Here is a 17,016-nt window from a genome sequence, read left to right on the forward strand (position 1 = left end):
GCGGCTCAGCGCGCCCCGTCACCGCGGGTGAGATGTGCGAACGATGTGACGAGATAGCAAACGCGAGCGCGTATGTAACACGGATTTAACGCCGGGTGCTTACGCTCGCCGGTATGGATCGCCAGAAGGAATTCGTGCTGCGGACGCTCGAAGAGCGGGACATCCGCTTCGTACGTCTCTGGTTCACCGACGTGCTGGGTTACCTGAAGTCCGTCGCCATCGCGCCCGCCGAGCTCGAGGGCGCCTTCGAGGAGGGCATCGGCTTCGACGGCTCGGCCATCGAAGGCTTCGCGCGCGTGTCCGAGGCGGACATGGTTGCGCGGCCCGATCCGTCGACCTTCCAGGTGCTGCCCTGGGCCACTTCCAAGGGCCACCAGCACTCCGCCCGCATGTTCTGCGACATCACCATGCCCGACGGCTCGCCGTCGTGGGCCGACCCGCGCCACGTGCTGCGGCGTCAGCTCAACAAGGCCGCCGACGTGGGCTTCAGCTGCTACGTGCACCCCGAGATCGAGTTCTTCCTGCTGGAGAACGGCCTGAAGAACGGCGCTCCGGTGCCCGCCGACAACGGCGGCTTCTTCGACCAGGCCGTGCACGACTCGGCCCCGAACTTCCGCCGCCACGCCATCGACGCGCTCGAGTCGATGGGCATCTCGGTGGAGTTCAGCCACCACGAGGGCGCCCCCGGCCAGCAGGAGATCGACCTGCGCTACGCCGACGCGCTCTCGATGGCCGACAACGTGATGACCTTCCGCTACCTCATCAAGGAGGTCGCGATCGACGAGGGCGTGCGCGCGACGTTCATGCCCAAGCCGTTCGCCCAGTACCCCGGCTCGGCCATGCACACCCACATGAGCCTGTTCGAGGGCGAGTCCAACGCCTTCGCCGACCCCGACGATCCGGAGAACCTGTCCGCCACGGCGCGCTCGTTCATCGCGGGCATCCTCGAGCACGCCCCCGAGATCAGCGCGATCACCAACCAGTGGGTCAATTCCTACAAGCGCCTGATCCACGGCGGCGAGGCCCCGACGGCCGCCTCCTGGGGCCGGTCCAACCGCTCGGCGCTGGTGCGCGTGCCGATGTACACGCCGAACAAGTCGTCCTCGCGCCGGGTCGAGATCCGCAGCCCTGATTCGGCCTGCAACCCGTACCTGACCTTCGCGGTGCTGCTCGCGGCCGGGCTGCGCGGCATCGAGAAGGGCTACACGCTGCCCCCCGAGGCCGAGGACGACGTGTGGTCGCTGACCGACGCCGAGCGTCGCGCGATGGGCTTCCGCTCGCTGCCGGGCACCCTCGACGAGGCCCTGCAGGTGATGGAGCGCTCGGAGCTGGTCGCCGAGACGCTCGGCGAGCACGTCTTCGACTTCTTCCTGCGTAACAAGCGCCGGGAATGGGCCGCCTACCGCAGCCAGGTGACCCCGTGGGAGCTCGAGGAATACCTCAGTCTGTGACACCGCGCCCGGCCGCGCCGGGCGTGACGCGGTCGATGCGCGGACCATGTACTTTTAGGGCATGGTCCGGCCACCGACTGCCCGCTCCGCTGTCCCCGGCGTCGGCCGGCTCGGCTTGCTCGAGCCCACCGCAGCGGATTCCCTGCACCAGCTCGGCTGGGACAATGTCGACGGCGTACCAGTGCTCTGGGCGCTGTCGCGTTCGCCCGACGCCGATCTGGCCCTGTCCACGCTGATCCGGCTGCGGGAGTCGCTCGGAACCGACTGGGCCGAACTGGATTCGGCCATCCGCTCCGATGCCACGTTGCGCGGCAGACTGTTCGGGCTGCTCGGCTCGTCCACTGCGTTCGGCGATCACCTCGTCGCCACGCCCGCCGCGTGGAAAGTGCTGCGCGCGAACCGGCTTCCCGAACGCGACGAACTGATCGCCGACCTGCTCGACGCGGTCGAGGCGAAACCCGAGAGCGGGCCCAACGCGGGGCCGATGCTGTTCCGGGCCGAGATCGCCGGTCCGGAGGCGATCGCGTTGCTGCGGAGCCGGTATCGCGATCAGCTGATGCTGCTGGCCGCGGTCGACCTGGCCTCCACTGTCGAGAACGAGCCGGTGCCGCCGTATCAGGTGGTCGGCAGGCATCTGTCCGATCTGGCCGACGCCGCGCTCACCGCCGCGCTGTCGGTCGCCGTGGCGCGGGTGTGCAAGAACGGCCCGGTGCCGGTGCGCCTGGCGGTCATCGCGATGGGCAAATGCGGTGCGCGCGAACTGAACTACGTCAGCGATGTCGACGTGGTGTTCGTCGCCGAGCCGGCCGACGCCACCGCGACCAGGCTGGCCGCGGAGATGATGAGCGTCGCCGGTTCGGCGTTCTTCGAGGTCGACGCCGCGCTGCGCCCCGAGGGCAAGGCGGGCGCGCTGGTGCGCACGCTCGACTCCCACCTCGCCTACTACAAGCGCTGGGCCCGCACCTGGGAGTTCCAGGCGCTGCTCAAGAACCGGCCGATGACCGGCGATCTGGAACTCGGGCAGCAGTACCGCGACGCGATCATGCCGATGGTGTGGACCGCCTCCGAGCGCCCCGACTTCGTCGCCGACGTGCAGGCCATGCGTCGCCGGGTGGAGGATCTGGTCCCCGCCGACCTGCGCGAACGCGAACTCAAGCTCGGCGCGGGCAGCCTGCGCGATGTCGAATTCGCCGTACAGCTCCTGCAATTGGTGCACGGCCGGGTCGATGATTCGCTGCATGTCACCAACACCGTCGAGGCGCTCACCGCGCTGGCCGCGGGCGGCTACGTCGGGCGCGACGACGCGGCCAACCTCACCGCCTCCTACGAGTTCCTGCGGCTGCTCGAGCACCGGCTGCAGTTGCAGCGGCTCAAGCGCACCCACACCCTGCCCGCCTCCGACGACGAGGAGGGCATGCGCTGGCTCGCGCGCGCGGCCCACATCCGGCCCGACGGCAGGCAGGACGCGGTCGGGGTGCTCGAGACCGACATCCGCCGCAATTCGATGCGGGTGCGCAGGCTGCACGCCAAGCTGTTCTACCGGCCGCTGCTCGAGTCGGTCGCCCGGCTCGACTCCGACGCGCTGCGGCTGAGCCCCGACGCCGCGGTGCGCCAGCTCGCCGCACTCGGCTACGGCGCGCCCGCCAACGCGCTCGGCCACCTCAAGGCGCTCACCGGCGGCGTCTCGCGCAAAGGCCGCATCCAGGCGCTACTGCTGCCGACGCTGCTCGAATGGCTCGGCGACACCCCGAATCCCGACGCGGGCCTGCTCGCCTACCGCCGGGTCTCGGAAGGTCTCGACGACCAGATCTGGTTCCTGCGCGAACTGCGCGACGAGGGCGCCATCGCTCAGCGGTTGATGATCGTGCTCGGCTCCTCGGAGTACCTGCCCGACCTGCTGATCAACGCCCCCGAGACCATCCGCATGTACGCCGACGGCCCCGGCGGTCCGCAGCTGCTCGGCCCGCAGCCCGAGGATGTCGCGCGCGGCATCCAGACCGCCGCGGCCCGCTACGACGATCCGTCTCGCGCTGTCGCCGCGGCCAGGTCGCTGCGCAGGCACGAGCTCGCTCGCGTGGCCTCGGCCGACCTGCTGGGCATGCTGGACGTGCCGCAGGTGTGCGCGGCGCTGTCGTCGGTGTGGGTGGCGGTGCTCGAGGCCGCGCTCAGCGCGGTCATCCGGGCGTCGGTGGCCGAGCGGGGCGCGCCGGCGCCCGCCGACCTCGCGGTCATCGGTATGGGCAGGCTCGGCGGCATGGAACTGGGCTACGGGTCCGACGCCGACGTGCTGTTCGTCTGCGACCCCCGCCCCGGCGAGGACGAGACCACGGCGGTGAAGTGGGCGACCGGCGTCGCGGAGAAGGTCCAGCGCCTGCTCGGCGCGCCGAGCACCGACCCGCCGCTGCAGGTCGACGCGGGCCTGCGCCCGGAGGGCCGCAACGGTGCGCTGGTCCGCACGCTGGCCGCCTATCAGGCCTATTACGCCCAGTGGGCCCAGCCGTGGGAGGTGCAGGCGTTGCTGCGCGCGCACCAGGTGGCCGGCGATCAGGATCTGGGCGTGCGGTTCCTGCACGTCATCGACCCGATCCGCTATCCGGCCGGTGGCGTCTCGGCGGAGTCGGTGCGCGAGATCCGCCGGATCAAGGCCCGCGTCGACGCCGAGCGCCTGCCGCGCGGGGCCAATCCGGCCACCCACACGAAGCTGGGGCGCGGCGGTCTGGCCGATATCGAGTGGACCGTGCAGCTGCTGCAGCTGCGGCACGCGCACGAGGTGCCCGCGCTGCACAACACCTCGACGCTGGAGGCGCTCGACGTCATCGAGGCCGAGGGCATCCTGGAACCCGAGGACGTCGCGCTGCTGCGGGAATCGTGGATCACCGCGACGGCGGCCCGCAACGCGCTCGTGCTGGTCAAGGGCAAGCCGACCGATCAGCTGCCCGGTCCGGGCCGACTGCTCTCGGCGGTCGCGCGGGTGGCGGGCTGGCCGACCGACGACGGCAGCGAGTTCCTCGACAACTACATGCGCATCACCCGCCGGGCCAAGGCGGTCGTCGAGCGGGTATTCGGGGGATAACGCGGACAAGAGAAAGGCCCCGCACCGAGGGTGCGGGGCCTTTCTCGTTCACGCCGGAATCAGATGGCGCGGACGTCCTGAGCCTGGGGGCCCTTCTGGCCCTGGCCGACCTCGAACTCGACCCGCTGGCCCTCTTCGAGGGACTTGAAGCCCGAGCCGCTGATGGCCGAGTAATGCACGAAGACGTCGGGGCCGCCTCCGTCTTGGGCGATGAAGCCGAAGCCCTTTTCGCCGTTGAACCACTTAACAGTGCCTTGAGTCATGTGTTTTACAAGTCTTTTCAGTCGATGAGCCATGGCGATCTCTGTGATCAGCCCAGTCTCAGCAGCCAAGTATGCCATACTCGCCGACAAACTGCGCGCAGGGGGTCTCGGCACCGCGATGTGGGCGGAGTCTGCGCCTCGCGCACGGCGTGTCGCCATGGCCGATCGGCGACGGGTGCGCCGAGGTCACACTGTCGCCCGCGATGTGCCAATCTGGGCGGCATGGGTGAGAGCAACGAGGCGGACTCCGGACACGTCGATCTGGCACTGCGGGTGCTCGACGCGCACGTGGCCTTCGCCAAGGAACAGCTGCTGACGCCCGCGGGCTTCCTCGAACTCGTCACCGAGGAGGTCGACGGCGTCCTGGCCGAGTGCGCCGTGCTGACCCTGGCCGAGGCGGTCACCCGCGAGCAGATCAAGGGCGTCGCGCACAAGTACGCGGTGCAGATCCCGGTCGAGGGCGCGATCCCCGAACTCGTCGGCGAGATCGCCGCCCGGCTGTACAACCATCGCGCCCAGGACGAGATCCCCGTCGGCGACGTGGTGGACAACCGCCGCTTCGACGAACTGGTCTCGGCCGTGGCCGACATGGAGGTCTCGCACCGGCTGGTGCGGCTGGTGCTCAACAGCCCGGTCACCGTCGACGCCTGCGTCGAAGCGGTGCAGCGCGCCGTCGTGACCGCCGTCGACGACGGCAAGCACGCCGAGGGCGGCGGTCTGGCGCAGTCGCTGCGCGGCGCGCTGGCCCGGCTGGCTGAGCCGGCGCTGCCCGCGATCGAGAACGGCGTCGGCCGGATCACCCGCACCGGTGCCCGATTCGTCCTGCGCGGCAATCGCGACGACGCCGACGACATGCTGCTCGACGCCGCCCGCGAGACCTGGCGCAAGCACACCGGCGATTCCATCGGGTCCTTCCGCGAGCTGGTCTCGGCCAACGACGTGGAGGACGCCGTCGTCCTCACCTTCGAGTTCTGGCGCACCTTCCGCGACACCGACTACTTCCACGCCCTGCTCGACGAGGGCATCGATCACGTCTTCGACAAATACGGCGACACTCCGCTGGCCGAACTGCTGGCCGAGCTGGGCATCGGGCGCGCGGACATGATCGAGGAGGCGCTGCGTTTCGGCCCCTCGGTGCTGGCGACACTCGACGAGCGCGGCTATCTGGACGCCGTCGTCCGGCGCAGGCTGGCGCCCTTCTACGCCTCCCCGGCGTTCCGCGCCGCGGTGACCGGAACCTAGGACTCGCGAACCCGCGGACCGTGAGTTCTGTTCGGCCGCTGGTGCGTCGGTGTTTGTCGGTACGATCCGTGCAACGATGGAGCGCTTGCGCTACCGGATCGCGATGAAAGGCTGCCGTGACACGTCTGTCCTCCCTGCTCGACCAGATCGACTCCGGAGCGGTGCTGCTGCCCGAATTCCAGCGCGGTTACGTCTGGAACAGGGACCAGGTGCGCGGACTGATGCGGTCGCTGTATCTCGGGTATCCGGTCGGCGGGCTCCTGGTGTGGGAGACCGGATCCGAGGACATCGCGGTACGCGGCCAGGGCGGCGGCTCGGGATTGCGGCAGCTGCTGCTCGACGGCCAGCAGCGCATCACCACCCTCTACGGCATCCTGCGCGGCACCGCGCCCTCGTTCTTCGAGGGCGACGCCGTCGCGTTCACCGGACTCCATTTCGATGTCGACCGTGAGGTTTTCGAGTTCCAGGTGCCCGGCCGCGAGACCGCGCCGACCTGGATCGATGTCACCGAGCTGTTCGCGCTGGGGCCCGTGCACTACCTGCCCCGGTTCACCGAGGTCCCGCCGGAGACGCTGGCGGTCTACCTCGACCGGCTCAACAAGCTGCGCGAGATCACCCACCGCGAGTTCAATGTCGAGACCATCACCGGCTCGGACCGCACCGTCGACGAGGTCGTCGACATCTTCAACCGCGTCAACTCCGGTGGCACCAAACTGTCCAAGGGTGATCTGGCGCTGGCGACGCTGTGCGCGCAGTGGCCGCAGGCCCGCGGCAACCTGCGCGACCACCTGATCCGCTGGGACAAGGACGGTTACACCTTCACCCTGGACTGGTTGCTGCGCAATGTGATCGCCGTCGGCAACGGCCGCGCCCACTTCGACGCGCTCGGTGATCTGTCGCCCGCGGAGTTCGAGCAGGCGCTCAGCGATACCGCCACCCAGGTCGACACCTTCCTCGACACCGTGGCAGGCCGCCTCGGCCTCGACCACGACCGAGTCCTGATGGGGCGCTACGCGATTCCGGTCATCACCCGGCTGCTGTTCCTCAACGGCGGCCGCTTCGACGACGACCTGCACCGCGACCGGGTGCTGTACTGGTACATCCATTCCGCGCTGTGGGGCCGGTTCAGCGGGTCCACCGAGACGTTCCTGCAGCAGGACTACGAGACGCTCGAACGCGGCGGCATCAACGGCCTCATCGGCTCGCTGGAACGGCTGCGCGGCGGCTCACTGGACCTGTGCGCCGACGACTTCGGCGGCGCGACCCGCGGTTCCCGGTTCTATCCGCTGCTGTACCTGCTGACCCGCGTCGACGGTTCCCGTGACCTGGGCACCGGCGACGAACTGGGCATCGAGCAGTTCGGCGAGCGCACCCCGGTGCAGGTGCACTACCTGTTCCCGAAGACCACGCTGCGCGACGCGGGCTACGAACGCAACGAGATCAACGCGATCGCCAACTTCTGCTTCCTCAGCCCCGGCTCGGAAGCCGAACTGGGCGAACGCGAACCGGCCGACTACCTCGCCGAGGTCGAGCGGCGTCATCCCGGTGTGCTGGCCTCGCAGTGGATTCCGACCGACCCCACGCTGTGGCGGGTCGAGAACTACCGCGAATTCCTGCGCGCGCGGCGCAAACTGCTGTCCGCGGCCGCGGACGCCTTCCTCGAGCAGCTGCGCACCGGCACCCTGCACCGGCCGACGCTGCTGTCGGTCGGCGTGGCCGGGGTGAGCCTCGGTGACCCGGCGGTGGACCTGGTGAACGCGCTGGTCGACGACCTGGTCGCCGACGGCTTCGGGTTCCCGCTGCTCGACAGCGAGGTCTCCGATCCGGTGACCGGCCGCGAACTCGCTGTCGCCGAAGCGTTCTGGCCCGAGGGCCTGCAGCCCGGCGTCGGCATGCCGGTGGTGCTGGTGCTCGAGCCCGCCAACGCCGACCTCACCCGCCTGGCCCAGCTCGGCTACGCCGTGTTCACCTCGGTGGACGCGCTGCGCGGCTATGTCGACAACCTGCGCGTCGAGGTCTCCGGCGACACCGGCCTCTACGGCCCCGCCGCCGACGTGGCCGCGCTGGCCGATCGCCTGCCCGCCACCTGGGTCGGCAACTCCGAGCAGGTCTGGTTCCGCTTCGCCTGGAACCAGCTCGAGCGGGACCGCGCCGAGGGCCCCGACGCGGCGCTCGAGCCCGAACAGGTCGCCCTGCGCTACATCGCGCTGTGGGCGCTGACCCGCACCTTCTACATCCACGCCTTCGACCAGGGCAATCCGGGGGAGTGGCGGTACTACCTGGGCGACGCGATCGGCCCGAACCCGTTGGTCCCGCGCGACTGGCTGGCCCGCCGCGCTGTCGCCTCCGGCGCGCTGGCCCCCGGCGCCACCCCCGGCGACGAGGACATCGCGATCGCCATGGTGCACGGCGTCCTCGAGGTGGTCGAGGATGTCGCCACCGCCCTGTCCCACCTCCTCGGCGGCCCCGGCCTCTTCGCCTCCCTCTGGGCCTCGGCGGGCGCCGCCGAGCACTACGGCTACCCCCTGTCCACCGACCAGATCAACGACCTCATCAACCAGGTCGTCAACGATCCGGCCTCGCGAAAGATCCAGGCCTACAACTGGATCGAGGCGGGCCTGCCGCTCTGACCGTGCCGATGGCCTGTCTCAGCTGTGCCGTGCGGTGTGCGCGGCGGCGACGAAGCGTTCGCACGCCTGCTTCGACTTGTCGCCCGCGGCTTCCTCGACGCCGCTGTTGACGTCGACCCCGAACGGTTTCACCGCGCTGATCGCCGCGTCGACATTGTCCGCGGTGAGTCCGCCCGCGAGCACGACCGGGCAGCCGAGTGCGGCCAACTCGGTCACGATGCGCGCGCTGATGGTCCAGTCGTGGGTGCGGCCGGTGCCGCCCAGCCGGTCGGCGGTGCGGGAATCCAGCAGGACCGCATCACAGTCGGCGGCAGCGGCTTTCGCCTCCAGGATCGCGTCCGCCCCGGCGACGTGGACGGCGCGCAGGATGGTCCGGCCCCGCGCCTCGGCCCTGACCTGCCGCAGTGTCTGCGCCGATACCAGCCCGTGCACCTGGATCGTGTCGACGCCGAGGTGATCGGCGAGCTCGATGATCGCCGCGGCGTCGTCGAGGTGGGTCACCAGGACGGTGTTGACGAACGGCGGGACCAGCGCGGCCAATCGCCGTGCCGTCGCGGCGTCGAGCCCGTCTTCGCTGACGTGGGTGATGCCCGAGATGAGGCCGACCGCGTCCGCGCCCGCCTCGATCGCGATCCGCAGGTCGGCTTCCGAGCGGATTCCGCAGATCTTGGCGCGCACGGTCATGGACCGAAGACTATCGGGCCGCGAGCACGTCAGCCCCGCGCGCCGGTGGCGTGCTGGAACGTCGTGACGAAATCGCGCAGGGCGGTGCGGTCCTCGGTGTCGGGTGGGCGGTGACCGCGGGCGGCTTCGATGGTGATCGGGGTGCCCGCGCGGATGGGGAGCTCGGTCCAGCAGACCGGCAGGACCGGGAGCTGGACGGTCCGGTCGGCGACGGTGAGGGTCAATGCCGAGGTGTAGCGGCCCGCGACGGTCATCAGCGCGTCGACGGCGTCCTCGGTGAGCGGGCCCGCGGCGGGGAATTCCTCGATGTACACGCGCCACCTCCTTCTGCGGCGCCAGTGTAGGCCGACGCGGGCACCTCAGAGAACCTTTAGCGGCACCATAAGGGCGCGCCAAGGACGTCGGCTTAGGCTCGGCCCCATGATGCGGAAATGGTTGGACCGGGCATTGCTGGTCCTGGGGTGGGGCGCACTGATCGCGGCGACGGCGGGGATCGTGTTGCATCTGGGCAGCTGGCGGCAGCAGTCGCTGGTGCTGCTGGCGTCGGGGGCGATGTGGCTGATGCTGGGCGCGGTGATCGGGGTGGTCCTGGTCCTCCTCGCGCGCGGATGGCGCAGCGCGATCGCCGGGGGCGTGGTGCTGGCCGGCGCGGCGTGGCTGGTCGTTCCGGCCTACATTCCGGCGGCCGGTGCCGCCGAGGGGCCGCAGCTGCGGGTACTGCAGTCGAATCTGCTGTTCGGCCAGGCGGATCCGGCCGCGGTGGTCGCCGCGGTGCGCGACAACGACGTCGACGTGCTCACCGCCGACGAACTGACCGTCGACTCGATCACGCGGCTGCGGGCGGCGGGCCTGGAGGACCGGCTGCCCTACTTCTATCTGGAACCCGCGCAATCCGGCGGCGGCGGTACCGGCATCTACAGTCGATACCCGTTGCGCCAGACCGTGAAGTACGACGGCTTCATCATGAGCAACATCTCCGCGACGATGGAACATCCACAGCGCGGCCCGATTTCGGTGTACGCCTTCCATCCGATCCCGCCGAACATCGATTTCGCCGCGTGGACCGCCGAGCTGCGCCGGGTCGACGAGATCCTGGCCACGGCGCCCACACCCGCGATCGTCGGCGCGGATTTCAATGCGACGCAGAACCACGCGGCCTACCGCGCGCTGCTGGACGGTCCGTTCGCGGCCGCGGCGGAACAGACGGGCGACGGCGTCCTGCTGACCTTTCCCGCGGATCGCCGGTGGGGACCGGTGATCGGCATCGATCACATCCTCGTCGCCGGTGGCGTGGCCGAACAGGTACGCACGCTGACGATTCCGGGCTCCGACCATCGCGCGGTGCTCGCCACGGTCAGAATGCGGGATTGACGGCGTCGATTACCATGTGAGCGCTCGACATCGGACCGCTCGGCGTCCATGTCATTCCCCGGGGAGGAATCAGCGGATGATCAAACATCGGTTCGCCATGGCCATGGCGGCACTGGTGAGCGTCGGCCTGCTCGCCACCGGTTGCGCGGCGACGACCGTCGCCGGCGACCAGGCGATGCCCACGATGGACAACCCGTGGGAGGTGGCGGGCGCGACGTCGAACACCGGGCCCAGCGGCACCCGTCCGGGTGTGCCCGACACCGACAAGAAGGCCGACAACGGCGACAACGGCAAGATCGACAAGCTCGCGCTCAACGCCATCGCCGATATCGAAGAGTATTGGCAGACCGAGTATTCCAAGACCTTCCGGGGCAACTTCAAGCCCGCCTCGAAGTACATCTCGTGGTCGGCGAAGGCACCGGAATCGGAGTCGGTGCAGTTCTGCAAGAGCAGCACCTACAAACTGGTCAACGCCGCGTACTGCCCGCTCGACCACACCATCGGCTGGGACCGCTCGGTCCTGCTGCCGCTGCTGGTCGACAAGTACAAGGAGATGTCGGTGGTGATGGTGCTGGCCCACGAGTACGGCCACGCCATCCAGTCCCAGGCCGATCTGCTGCGCGGCTTCCTCACCGACGCGCTGGTGAAGGAGCAGCAGGCCGACTGCCTGGCCGGTGTGTTCCTGCGTCACGTCGCCGAGGGCAAGTCCAAGCACTTCACCCTCAACACCACCGACGGCCTCAACGGCGTGCTCGGCGCGACCGTCGCCGTGCGCGACCGTGACCCCAACGACCCTGACGCCGTGCACGGTTCGGCCTTCGAGCGCGTCACCGCGGTGCAGAAGGGTTATACCGAGGGCGCCGGGTCCTGCAAGGGGATCGACAAGGACGAGATCAGCAAGCGCCGCGGCGGTCTGCCGGTCACCTTCGAGGACGGCGAGCGCGATCAGCAGCTGCCGGTGAACAAGGAGAACCTGAGCTCGCTGGCGACCCAGCTGGGCAAGTCGATGCCGGTGAAGAACGCGCCGAAGTTCGACTACGCGGGCGTCACCCGCAACTGCGCCTCGACGACCACCACCGAACCGGTGTCCTACTGCCCGGGCAGCAACACGATCGGCACCGACCTGCCCGCCATGGCCAAGCGCGCGGGGGAGGGGTCCACCGGCAAGGAGGAACCGCTCTCGGCGGTCGTCACCGGCGACTACAACGCCGCGGTGGTCTTCGTGTCCCGCTACGCCCTGGCGGTGCAGCAGGACCGCAAGCTGTCACTGACCGGCGCCGAATCGGCGGGACTGCGCACCGCGTGCCTGTCCGGCGCGCTGACGACGAAACTCAGTGAGCCGAGCAGTGATCCGCGCCTGTCGGCCGGTGATCTGGACGAGGCCGTGTCGGGCCTGCTCGCCGACGGCCTCGCGGCCGCCGACGTCAACGGCAAGGTGGTGCCGAGCGGGTATCAGCGCCTCGAGGCGTTCCGCACCGGCGTGCTCGACGGCGAACAGGCCTGCCTGACCCGGTTCGAGTAGTCAGCGCGCCGCGGGCAGTGACCGCAGGGAGCTGAGGGTGTTCGCCACCGCGCGGGCGGCCTCGGCTCCCTTCGTCACGAAATGGTTGGTGTAGTAGTCGACGTGCTCGCTGTGCTCGTGGAAGTGGTGCGGGGTGAGCACCACCGAGAACACCGGGACGTCGTTGTCGAGCTGGACGCGCATCAAGCCGTCGATCACCGCGGTGGCGACGAAGTCGTGGCGGTAGATGCCGCCGTCGACGACCAGCGCGGCGGCCACGATCGCCTCGTAGCGGCCGGTACGGGCCAGACGCTGCGCGTGCAGCGGGATCTCGAAGGCGCCGGGGACGTCGAACACCTCGACGGCGGCCGGGTCGAGCCCTAGACCGGCGTATTCGGCGACGAAGCCCTCGTGGGCCTTGGTGACGATGGAGCTGTGCCAGCTGGCGCGGATGAAGGCGACGGCGCCGGTAGACGTGGTTCCCATGGGCGGAGTCTACTAGGCTCTAAGCTACTCATCGGTAACATGTTGGGAAAGCCAGTCGACGACGTCGCCGATCACCTGGTCGCGCTCGGGCTCGTTGAACACCTCGTGGAACAGCCCGGGATAGCGCAGCACCGTCACATCGGACGAACCCGCGTCGCTCTCGAGCAGGTCCGCACTCGACGGCGCGGCGACGGTGTCGGCCGTGCCGTGCAGCACCAGCAGCGGCGCGGTGAGCGCGTCGAGACGCTGCTTCACCAGCGCGGTGTGCTGCAGGATCTCCACCGCCGTGCGGGCGGGCAGCTTGCCGCGGAACACCAGCGGGTCCGCGTCGTAGGCGCGCACGACCTCGGGATCGCGGCTGATCGTCGACGAATCCAGGGTCAGCACACCGAGATTCGGCGCCAGCCGGGTGAGCAGGGGAGCGGCCAGGCGCTGCACCGGATTGCCCAGCGGGATGTCCAGCGGCGGCGCGGAGACCACGATCCCGGCCACGTCGACCGGTCCACGGGTGGCCAGGTGCAGCACCACCAGACTGCCCATCGAATGGCCGAGCAGGAATCGGGGCACGTCGGGATGGGCCTTGCCCGCCAGGTCGAGCAGGGTCGCCACATTGTCGGCGGCGGCGTGCATCGAACCGATATTGGCCGCCGCGCCCTCGGACAGGCCGTGTCCGATGTGATCGAGCGCGTACACCGCGAAACCTTGCGCGGCCAGCGCGTCGCCCACGTACTCGTAGCGCCCCGAGTGCTCGGCGACGCCGTGCACCAGCACCACCACCGCGCGCGGTGTGGTGTCGGGTTGCCAAGCGCGCCAGGCGATCCGGCCGCCGTTGCCGGCGAATTCGCCCGTGTCCGTCGTCATCGCTGCGCTGCTCCTTCGTCGCCGGGCGCCACCGCGAGCCGCTCGATCAGGCGCCGATTGAACTCGATCAGTCGAGCGTAGTTGAGCCGGGAGATCCGCTCGTCGGTTCCGTGGATCCGTGCCAGATCGGCCGCGGTCAGCACGATCGGCGCGAAGTTGCAGCGGGTGGCGGCCAGACCGTCGTAGTGGCGGGAGTCGGTGGCGCCGGGCACCAGCCCGGTGGTCGTCACGATGCCGGGGACCAACTCGGCGGCGAGTTCGGCGATCAATGCGTAGGCGGGGCCGGGACCGGCGACCCGCGACGGCTCCGACGCGGGCCCGACGAGCTCGATCGCCACACCGAGGTCGCGGATCACCCGGCGGCAGTGCGCGAGCACCGTCGACACCGAATCGCCGGGCAGGATGCGGAAATTCACCAGTGCCTCCGCGCTCTGCGGCAGCACATTGGCCTTCACCCCGCCCCGGATCACCGTCGGCGCCGTCGTCGTGCGGACCAGCGCCTCGGTGGTGGGGCCCGCCGCCAGGATCCGGGTGAGCAGTGGTCCGGTCAGCGTGGCCAGCCCGCGCCGGTCGGTGAGTTCGAGCAGCTTGCGGCGCGGTTCGGGCAGCGCCACCCGCATCCGGGCGAGCATGTCGGTGATCACCGGGGTCAGCCGCAGCGGCATCGGATGGTCCTGTACCCGGGCCACGGCACGCGCCAGGCGCCCGACCGCGGTCTGCTTGCCCGGCATCGAGGAGTGGCCGCCGGTCTCGCTGACCGACAACCGCACCGTCGCGTAGCCCTTCTCACCCAGCATGATGCTCGCGACCGGCCGGTCGACCCCGTCGGCGACCCCGTCGGTGATCACCCCGCCCTCGTCGAGCAGCAGCTCGGCCCGCACGTTCTCGGCGCGCAGGTGCTCGGCCATCCGGACCGCGCCCCCGTCGCCGAAGACCTCCTCGTCGTGGCCGAAGGCCAGGTAGATCGTGTGCCGCGGGCGGACCCCGGCCGTCAGCGCCTGCTCCACGGCCTCGAGCACGGCGAGGACCCGGCTCTTGTCGTCGATCGCGCCCCGGCCCCAGATGAACTCCGCGTCGACGACGCCGGCGAACGGGGGATGGGTCCAGCGCTGCGGATCGTCGACCGGGACGACGTCCTGGTGGGCCAGCAGGATCGCCGCCACCGGTCCCGGCTCGGCGCCGTCCCAGCGGTAGAGCCTGCTGTGGCCGAAGGTGGTCAGGGTCAGCTCGGCGTGCACGCGCGGGAACGACGCCTCGAGGTGGTCGGCCAGGCGGGCGAACTCCGCGTCGGCGGTCTGGGTCGGGTCCTCGGTGGACACCGTCACGCAGCGCAGCGCCGCGGCCAGTCGCTCGGCGATCTCCTCGTCGACTCCGTCGGTGACGGGGGATCCGGTCGGTTTCTCGGTCATCGGGCGCACCCTCGCCATTGTTGCCCGTGCCCGGCGGGTTCGCCGTCAAAGACGTCCGAAACGCCGTGTTCGAGGTCGGGGCGTCATGCGGTCCGACAGCCCGGCGAGGGGCCATCTAAGCTGACACCATGGCAGGAGGCAAGGGCGGCAAGCCGTCGAAGGAAGCCAAGGCCGCGGCTAAAGCGGCCCGTAAGCAGGCATCACGCGAACGGCGTCAGCAGTTGTGGCAGGCGTTCAACATGCAGCGCAAGGAAGACAAGGCGCTGCTGCCGCTGATGATCGGCGCACTCGTCGGCACCACGGTGGTCTTCTTCCTCATCGGTCTGATCTTCGACATGCAGTGGTTCCTGCTGCCTCTGGGTCTGCTGCTCGGTGTGCTGTTCGCGTTCATCATCTTCGGACGTCGCGTGCAGAAGAACGTCTACCGCAAGGCCGAGGGCCAGGCGGGCGCGGCGGCGTGGGTGCTGGAGAACCTGCAGGGCAAGTGGCGGGTCGCCAACGGTGTCGCGGCCACCACCCAGCTCGACGCGGTGCATCGCGTCATCGGCCTGCCGGGCGTGATCTTCGTGGCCGAGGGTTCCCCGCAGCGGGTGAAGTCGCTCATCGCCCAGGAGAAGAAGCGCACCGCCCGCCTCATCGGTGACACCCCCATCTACGAGGTCGTCGTCGGCAACGACGAGGGCCAGACCCCGCTCAAGGATCTGCAGAAGTTCCTCACCAAGCTGCCGCGCAACATCGACGTCAAGCGGATCGACCAGATCGAGGGCAGGCTGACCGCGCTGAGCTCGCGCAGCGGACCCGCGATGCCGAAGGGCCCGATGCCCCCCGGCGCGAAGATGAAGGGCATGCAGCGCGCGATCCGTCGCCGCTGACCCGCCTACCGACCGAGCCCGGCACCTGATCGCAGGTGCCGGGCTCGTGTCGTGTCAGGAGTTCGGCGGCCGTCCGGTCAGCAGCCACAGGATCCGGTCGTAGGCCAGCAGGTGATAGCCGGCCAGCACCGCTGTCGAGATCAGCGCGAGCCGGGGCAGCCCGGCGCCCCACAGTGCCGCGGCGCCGCCGAAGAGCACGGCGAACTCGACGAGCAGCCGCACCGGGCCCGGGACCGGCACCGGCGCGCCACCGCCGCGACTCGGATCATCGGCGAGGGCGAAGGTGCCCCACAGCAGCGCGGCCGCGATGGGCAGCACCACGACGAGCAGATATCGCCAGGGGGAGTCGAATGCCCGCCAGCCGAAGACCCCGAACGAGGTGATGGCGATCAGTTCGAGCAGGAAACGCACGGCCAGCAGGGCCGGATTCAGTGACACGGCCACAGCGTAAGGCCGTGGCGGGCCTGCTGCGGGTCAGCGCGCGTTGACCAGGGCCGTGCCGGTCGCACGGTCGTGCATGCCGCGCCCGTCGGCATCGGTGAACAGCGCCGGGATGACGAACACCAGCAGCACCTGCCGGGCCAGCGCCCGCACGAACCCGACCGCCACCGGGGCGTCGATCCGCAGCACCCGCAGCTTCAGGAAGTACTGGCCGGGGGTGAACCCGAACAGCGTCACCGCGGCGACGCCGATCACGAACCACACCAGCAGCGGCACCGACGACGAGGCGAAACTGCGGGTGATCACGGCGGCGATGCCGACCGCGATGAACCAGTCGACGAACAGCGCGACCACCCGGCGCCAGGTCGGCGCCAGCGAGCCCGCGCCCTCGCGCGGCAGCCCGTAGAGCTCGCCGGGGTAGCCGGATGTTTCCGGGTCGCCCGGTTCCGCCGGATTGCCGGAGAGCCATGTGCCGGTGATACGCGCCATGGCTTCCAGGATAGTGGCCGGCTATCGCCCGCTCACGACCGCATTAGTGGAGGTCACGTCACCGCGCGGTCGGACGGATGGCAGGATTACGATGCAGGTCGCGCCCGGATGGCAGACATCACCCCGCCTCCGGCACGCGTAACACTGGCGAAACACAGCCTTGACTGTAGGGAAACACCGCGTCCTTAGCGTCAGGTCGCGACGAACCCATGCATCGTGACTGGCTGGGAACCGATCCGTAAG

15 protein-coding genes are annotated in these 17,016 nt (G+C 69.9%); 7 read left to right on the forward strand and 8 right to left on the reverse strand.

The features are described from left to right. Positions 1–113 precede the first annotated feature (113 nt). Together glnA and Q7X29_RS11220 are read left to right on the forward strand one after the other, a co-directional pair. Positions 114–1,451, forward strand: a complete 1,338-nt coding sequence (gene glnA, locus Q7X29_RS11215; protein ID WP_218721857.1) for a type I glutamate--ammonia ligase — start codon at positions 114–116, stop codon at positions 1,449–1,451. Positions 1,452–1,512: 61 nt separating this feature from the next. Continuing rightward, positions 1,513–4,524 (forward strand): bifunctional [glutamine synthetase] adenylyltransferase/[glutamine synthetase]-adenylyl-L-tyrosine phosphorylase, encoded by a 3,012-nt coding sequence (locus Q7X29_RS11220; protein ID WP_316574008.1) that lies wholly within the window; start codon positions 1,513–1,515, stop codon positions 4,522–4,524. Positions 4,525–4,583: 59 nt separating this feature from the next. Here Q7X29_RS11220 and Q7X29_RS11225 read toward each other — a convergent pair whose 3' ends face one another. Next, complete coding sequence (locus Q7X29_RS11225; protein ID WP_218721900.1) at positions 4,584–4,787, reverse strand: cold-shock protein; 204 nt, start codon at positions 4,785–4,787, stop codon at positions 4,584–4,586. A gap of 222 nt (positions 4,788–5,009) precedes the next feature. On the opposite strand from Q7X29_RS11225, the gene Q7X29_RS11230 reads away from it, so the two are divergent. After that, complete coding sequence (locus tag Q7X29_RS11230) at positions 5,010–6,029, forward strand: hypothetical protein (RefSeq protein ID WP_316574009.1); 1,020 nt, start codon at positions 5,010–5,012, stop codon at positions 6,027–6,029. A 116-nt stretch (positions 6,030–6,145) separates the two neighbouring features. Beyond that, positions 6,146–8,659, forward strand: coding sequence for a GmrSD restriction endonuclease domain-containing protein (locus Q7X29_RS11235; protein WP_316574010.1), 2,514 nt, complete (start codon positions 6,146–6,148; stop codon positions 8,657–8,659). Positions 8,660–8,677: 18 nt separating this feature from the next. Here Q7X29_RS11235 and Q7X29_RS11240 read toward each other — a convergent pair whose 3' ends face one another. Together Q7X29_RS11240 and Q7X29_RS11245 are read right to left on the reverse strand one after the other, a co-directional pair. After that, positions 8,678–9,343 carry a phosphoribosylanthranilate isomerase gene (locus Q7X29_RS11240; RefSeq protein WP_218721851.1) on the reverse strand — a complete coding sequence of 222 codons (666 nt, stop codon included), beginning with the start codon at positions 9,341–9,343 and terminating at the stop codon, positions 8,678–8,680. A gap of 29 nt (positions 9,344–9,372) precedes the next feature. Beyond that, positions 9,373–9,657 carry a hypothetical protein gene (locus tag Q7X29_RS11245; RefSeq protein WP_218721849.1) on the reverse strand — a complete coding sequence of 95 codons (285 nt, stop codon included), beginning with the start codon at positions 9,655–9,657 and terminating at the stop codon, positions 9,373–9,375. Positions 9,658–9,763: 106 nt separating this feature from the next. Here Q7X29_RS11245 and Q7X29_RS11250 point away from each other — a divergent pair, with 106 nt between their 5' ends. Both Q7X29_RS11250 and Q7X29_RS11255 read left to right on the forward strand, forming a co-directional pair. Beyond that, positions 9,764–10,714 (forward strand): endonuclease/exonuclease/phosphatase family protein, encoded by a 951-nt coding sequence (locus Q7X29_RS11250; RefSeq protein ID WP_218721848.1) that lies wholly within the window; start codon positions 9,764–9,766, stop codon positions 10,712–10,714. A 76-nt stretch (positions 10,715–10,790) separates the two neighbouring features. Continuing rightward, positions 10,791–12,236: a neutral zinc metallopeptidase gene (locus tag Q7X29_RS11255; RefSeq protein WP_316574011.1), complete on the forward strand. Its 1,446-nt coding sequence runs from the start codon at positions 10,791–10,793 to the stop codon at positions 12,234–12,236. On the opposite strand, the gene Q7X29_RS11260 is transcribed toward Q7X29_RS11255, so the two are convergent. From Q7X29_RS11260 to Q7X29_RS11270, 3 genes are read right to left on the reverse strand one after another with little or no spacing between them, the layout of a single operon-like run. Continuing rightward, a complete protein-coding gene (locus Q7X29_RS11260; RefSeq protein ID WP_218721845.1) occupies positions 12,237–12,701 on the reverse strand; it encodes a 6,7-dimethyl-8-ribityllumazine synthase in 465 nt (154 codons plus the stop codon). It lies immediately after the preceding gene. A 24-nt stretch (positions 12,702–12,725) separates the two neighbouring features. Continuing rightward, positions 12,726–13,562 (reverse strand): alpha/beta hydrolase, encoded by an 837-nt coding sequence (locus Q7X29_RS11265; RefSeq protein ID WP_316574012.1) that lies wholly within the window; start codon positions 13,560–13,562, stop codon positions 12,726–12,728. After that, the gene (locus tag Q7X29_RS11270) at positions 13,559–14,971 is read right to left on the reverse strand and encodes a M20/M25/M40 family metallo-hydrolase (RefSeq protein ID WP_316574013.1); all 1,413 of its coding nucleotides are present in this window, start codon (positions 14,969–14,971) and stop codon (positions 13,559–13,561) included. The genes Q7X29_RS11265 and Q7X29_RS11270 overlap by 4 nt, the downstream gene beginning before the upstream one ends. Before the next feature lie 128 nt (positions 14,972–15,099). On the opposite strand from Q7X29_RS11270, the gene Q7X29_RS11275 reads away from it, so the two are divergent. Continuing rightward, positions 15,100–15,843 carry a DUF4191 domain-containing protein gene (locus Q7X29_RS11275; RefSeq protein WP_218721839.1) on the forward strand — a complete coding sequence of 248 codons (744 nt, stop codon included), beginning with the start codon at positions 15,100–15,102 and terminating at the stop codon, positions 15,841–15,843. A gap of 54 nt (positions 15,844–15,897) precedes the next feature. Here the strand turns inward: Q7X29_RS11275 and Q7X29_RS11280 are convergent, their stop codons facing one another. Then, entirely contained in the window at positions 15,898–16,281 is a 384-nt protein-coding gene (locus Q7X29_RS11280) for a YrdB family protein (protein ID WP_218721837.1), read from the reverse strand. A gap of 36 nt (positions 16,282–16,317) precedes the next feature. Beyond that, complete coding sequence (locus tag Q7X29_RS11285) at positions 16,318–16,773, reverse strand: RDD family protein (protein WP_218721835.1); 456 nt, start codon at positions 16,771–16,773, stop codon at positions 16,318–16,320. Positions 16,774–17,016: the final 243 nt, after the last annotated feature.

Origin of the sequence: Nocardia canadensis, from assembly GCF_032656385.1 — a bacterium.
In the GTDB taxonomy this organism is placed as follows: Bacteria; Actinomycetota; Actinomycetes; order Mycobacteriales; family Mycobacteriaceae; genus Nocardia; species Nocardia canadensis.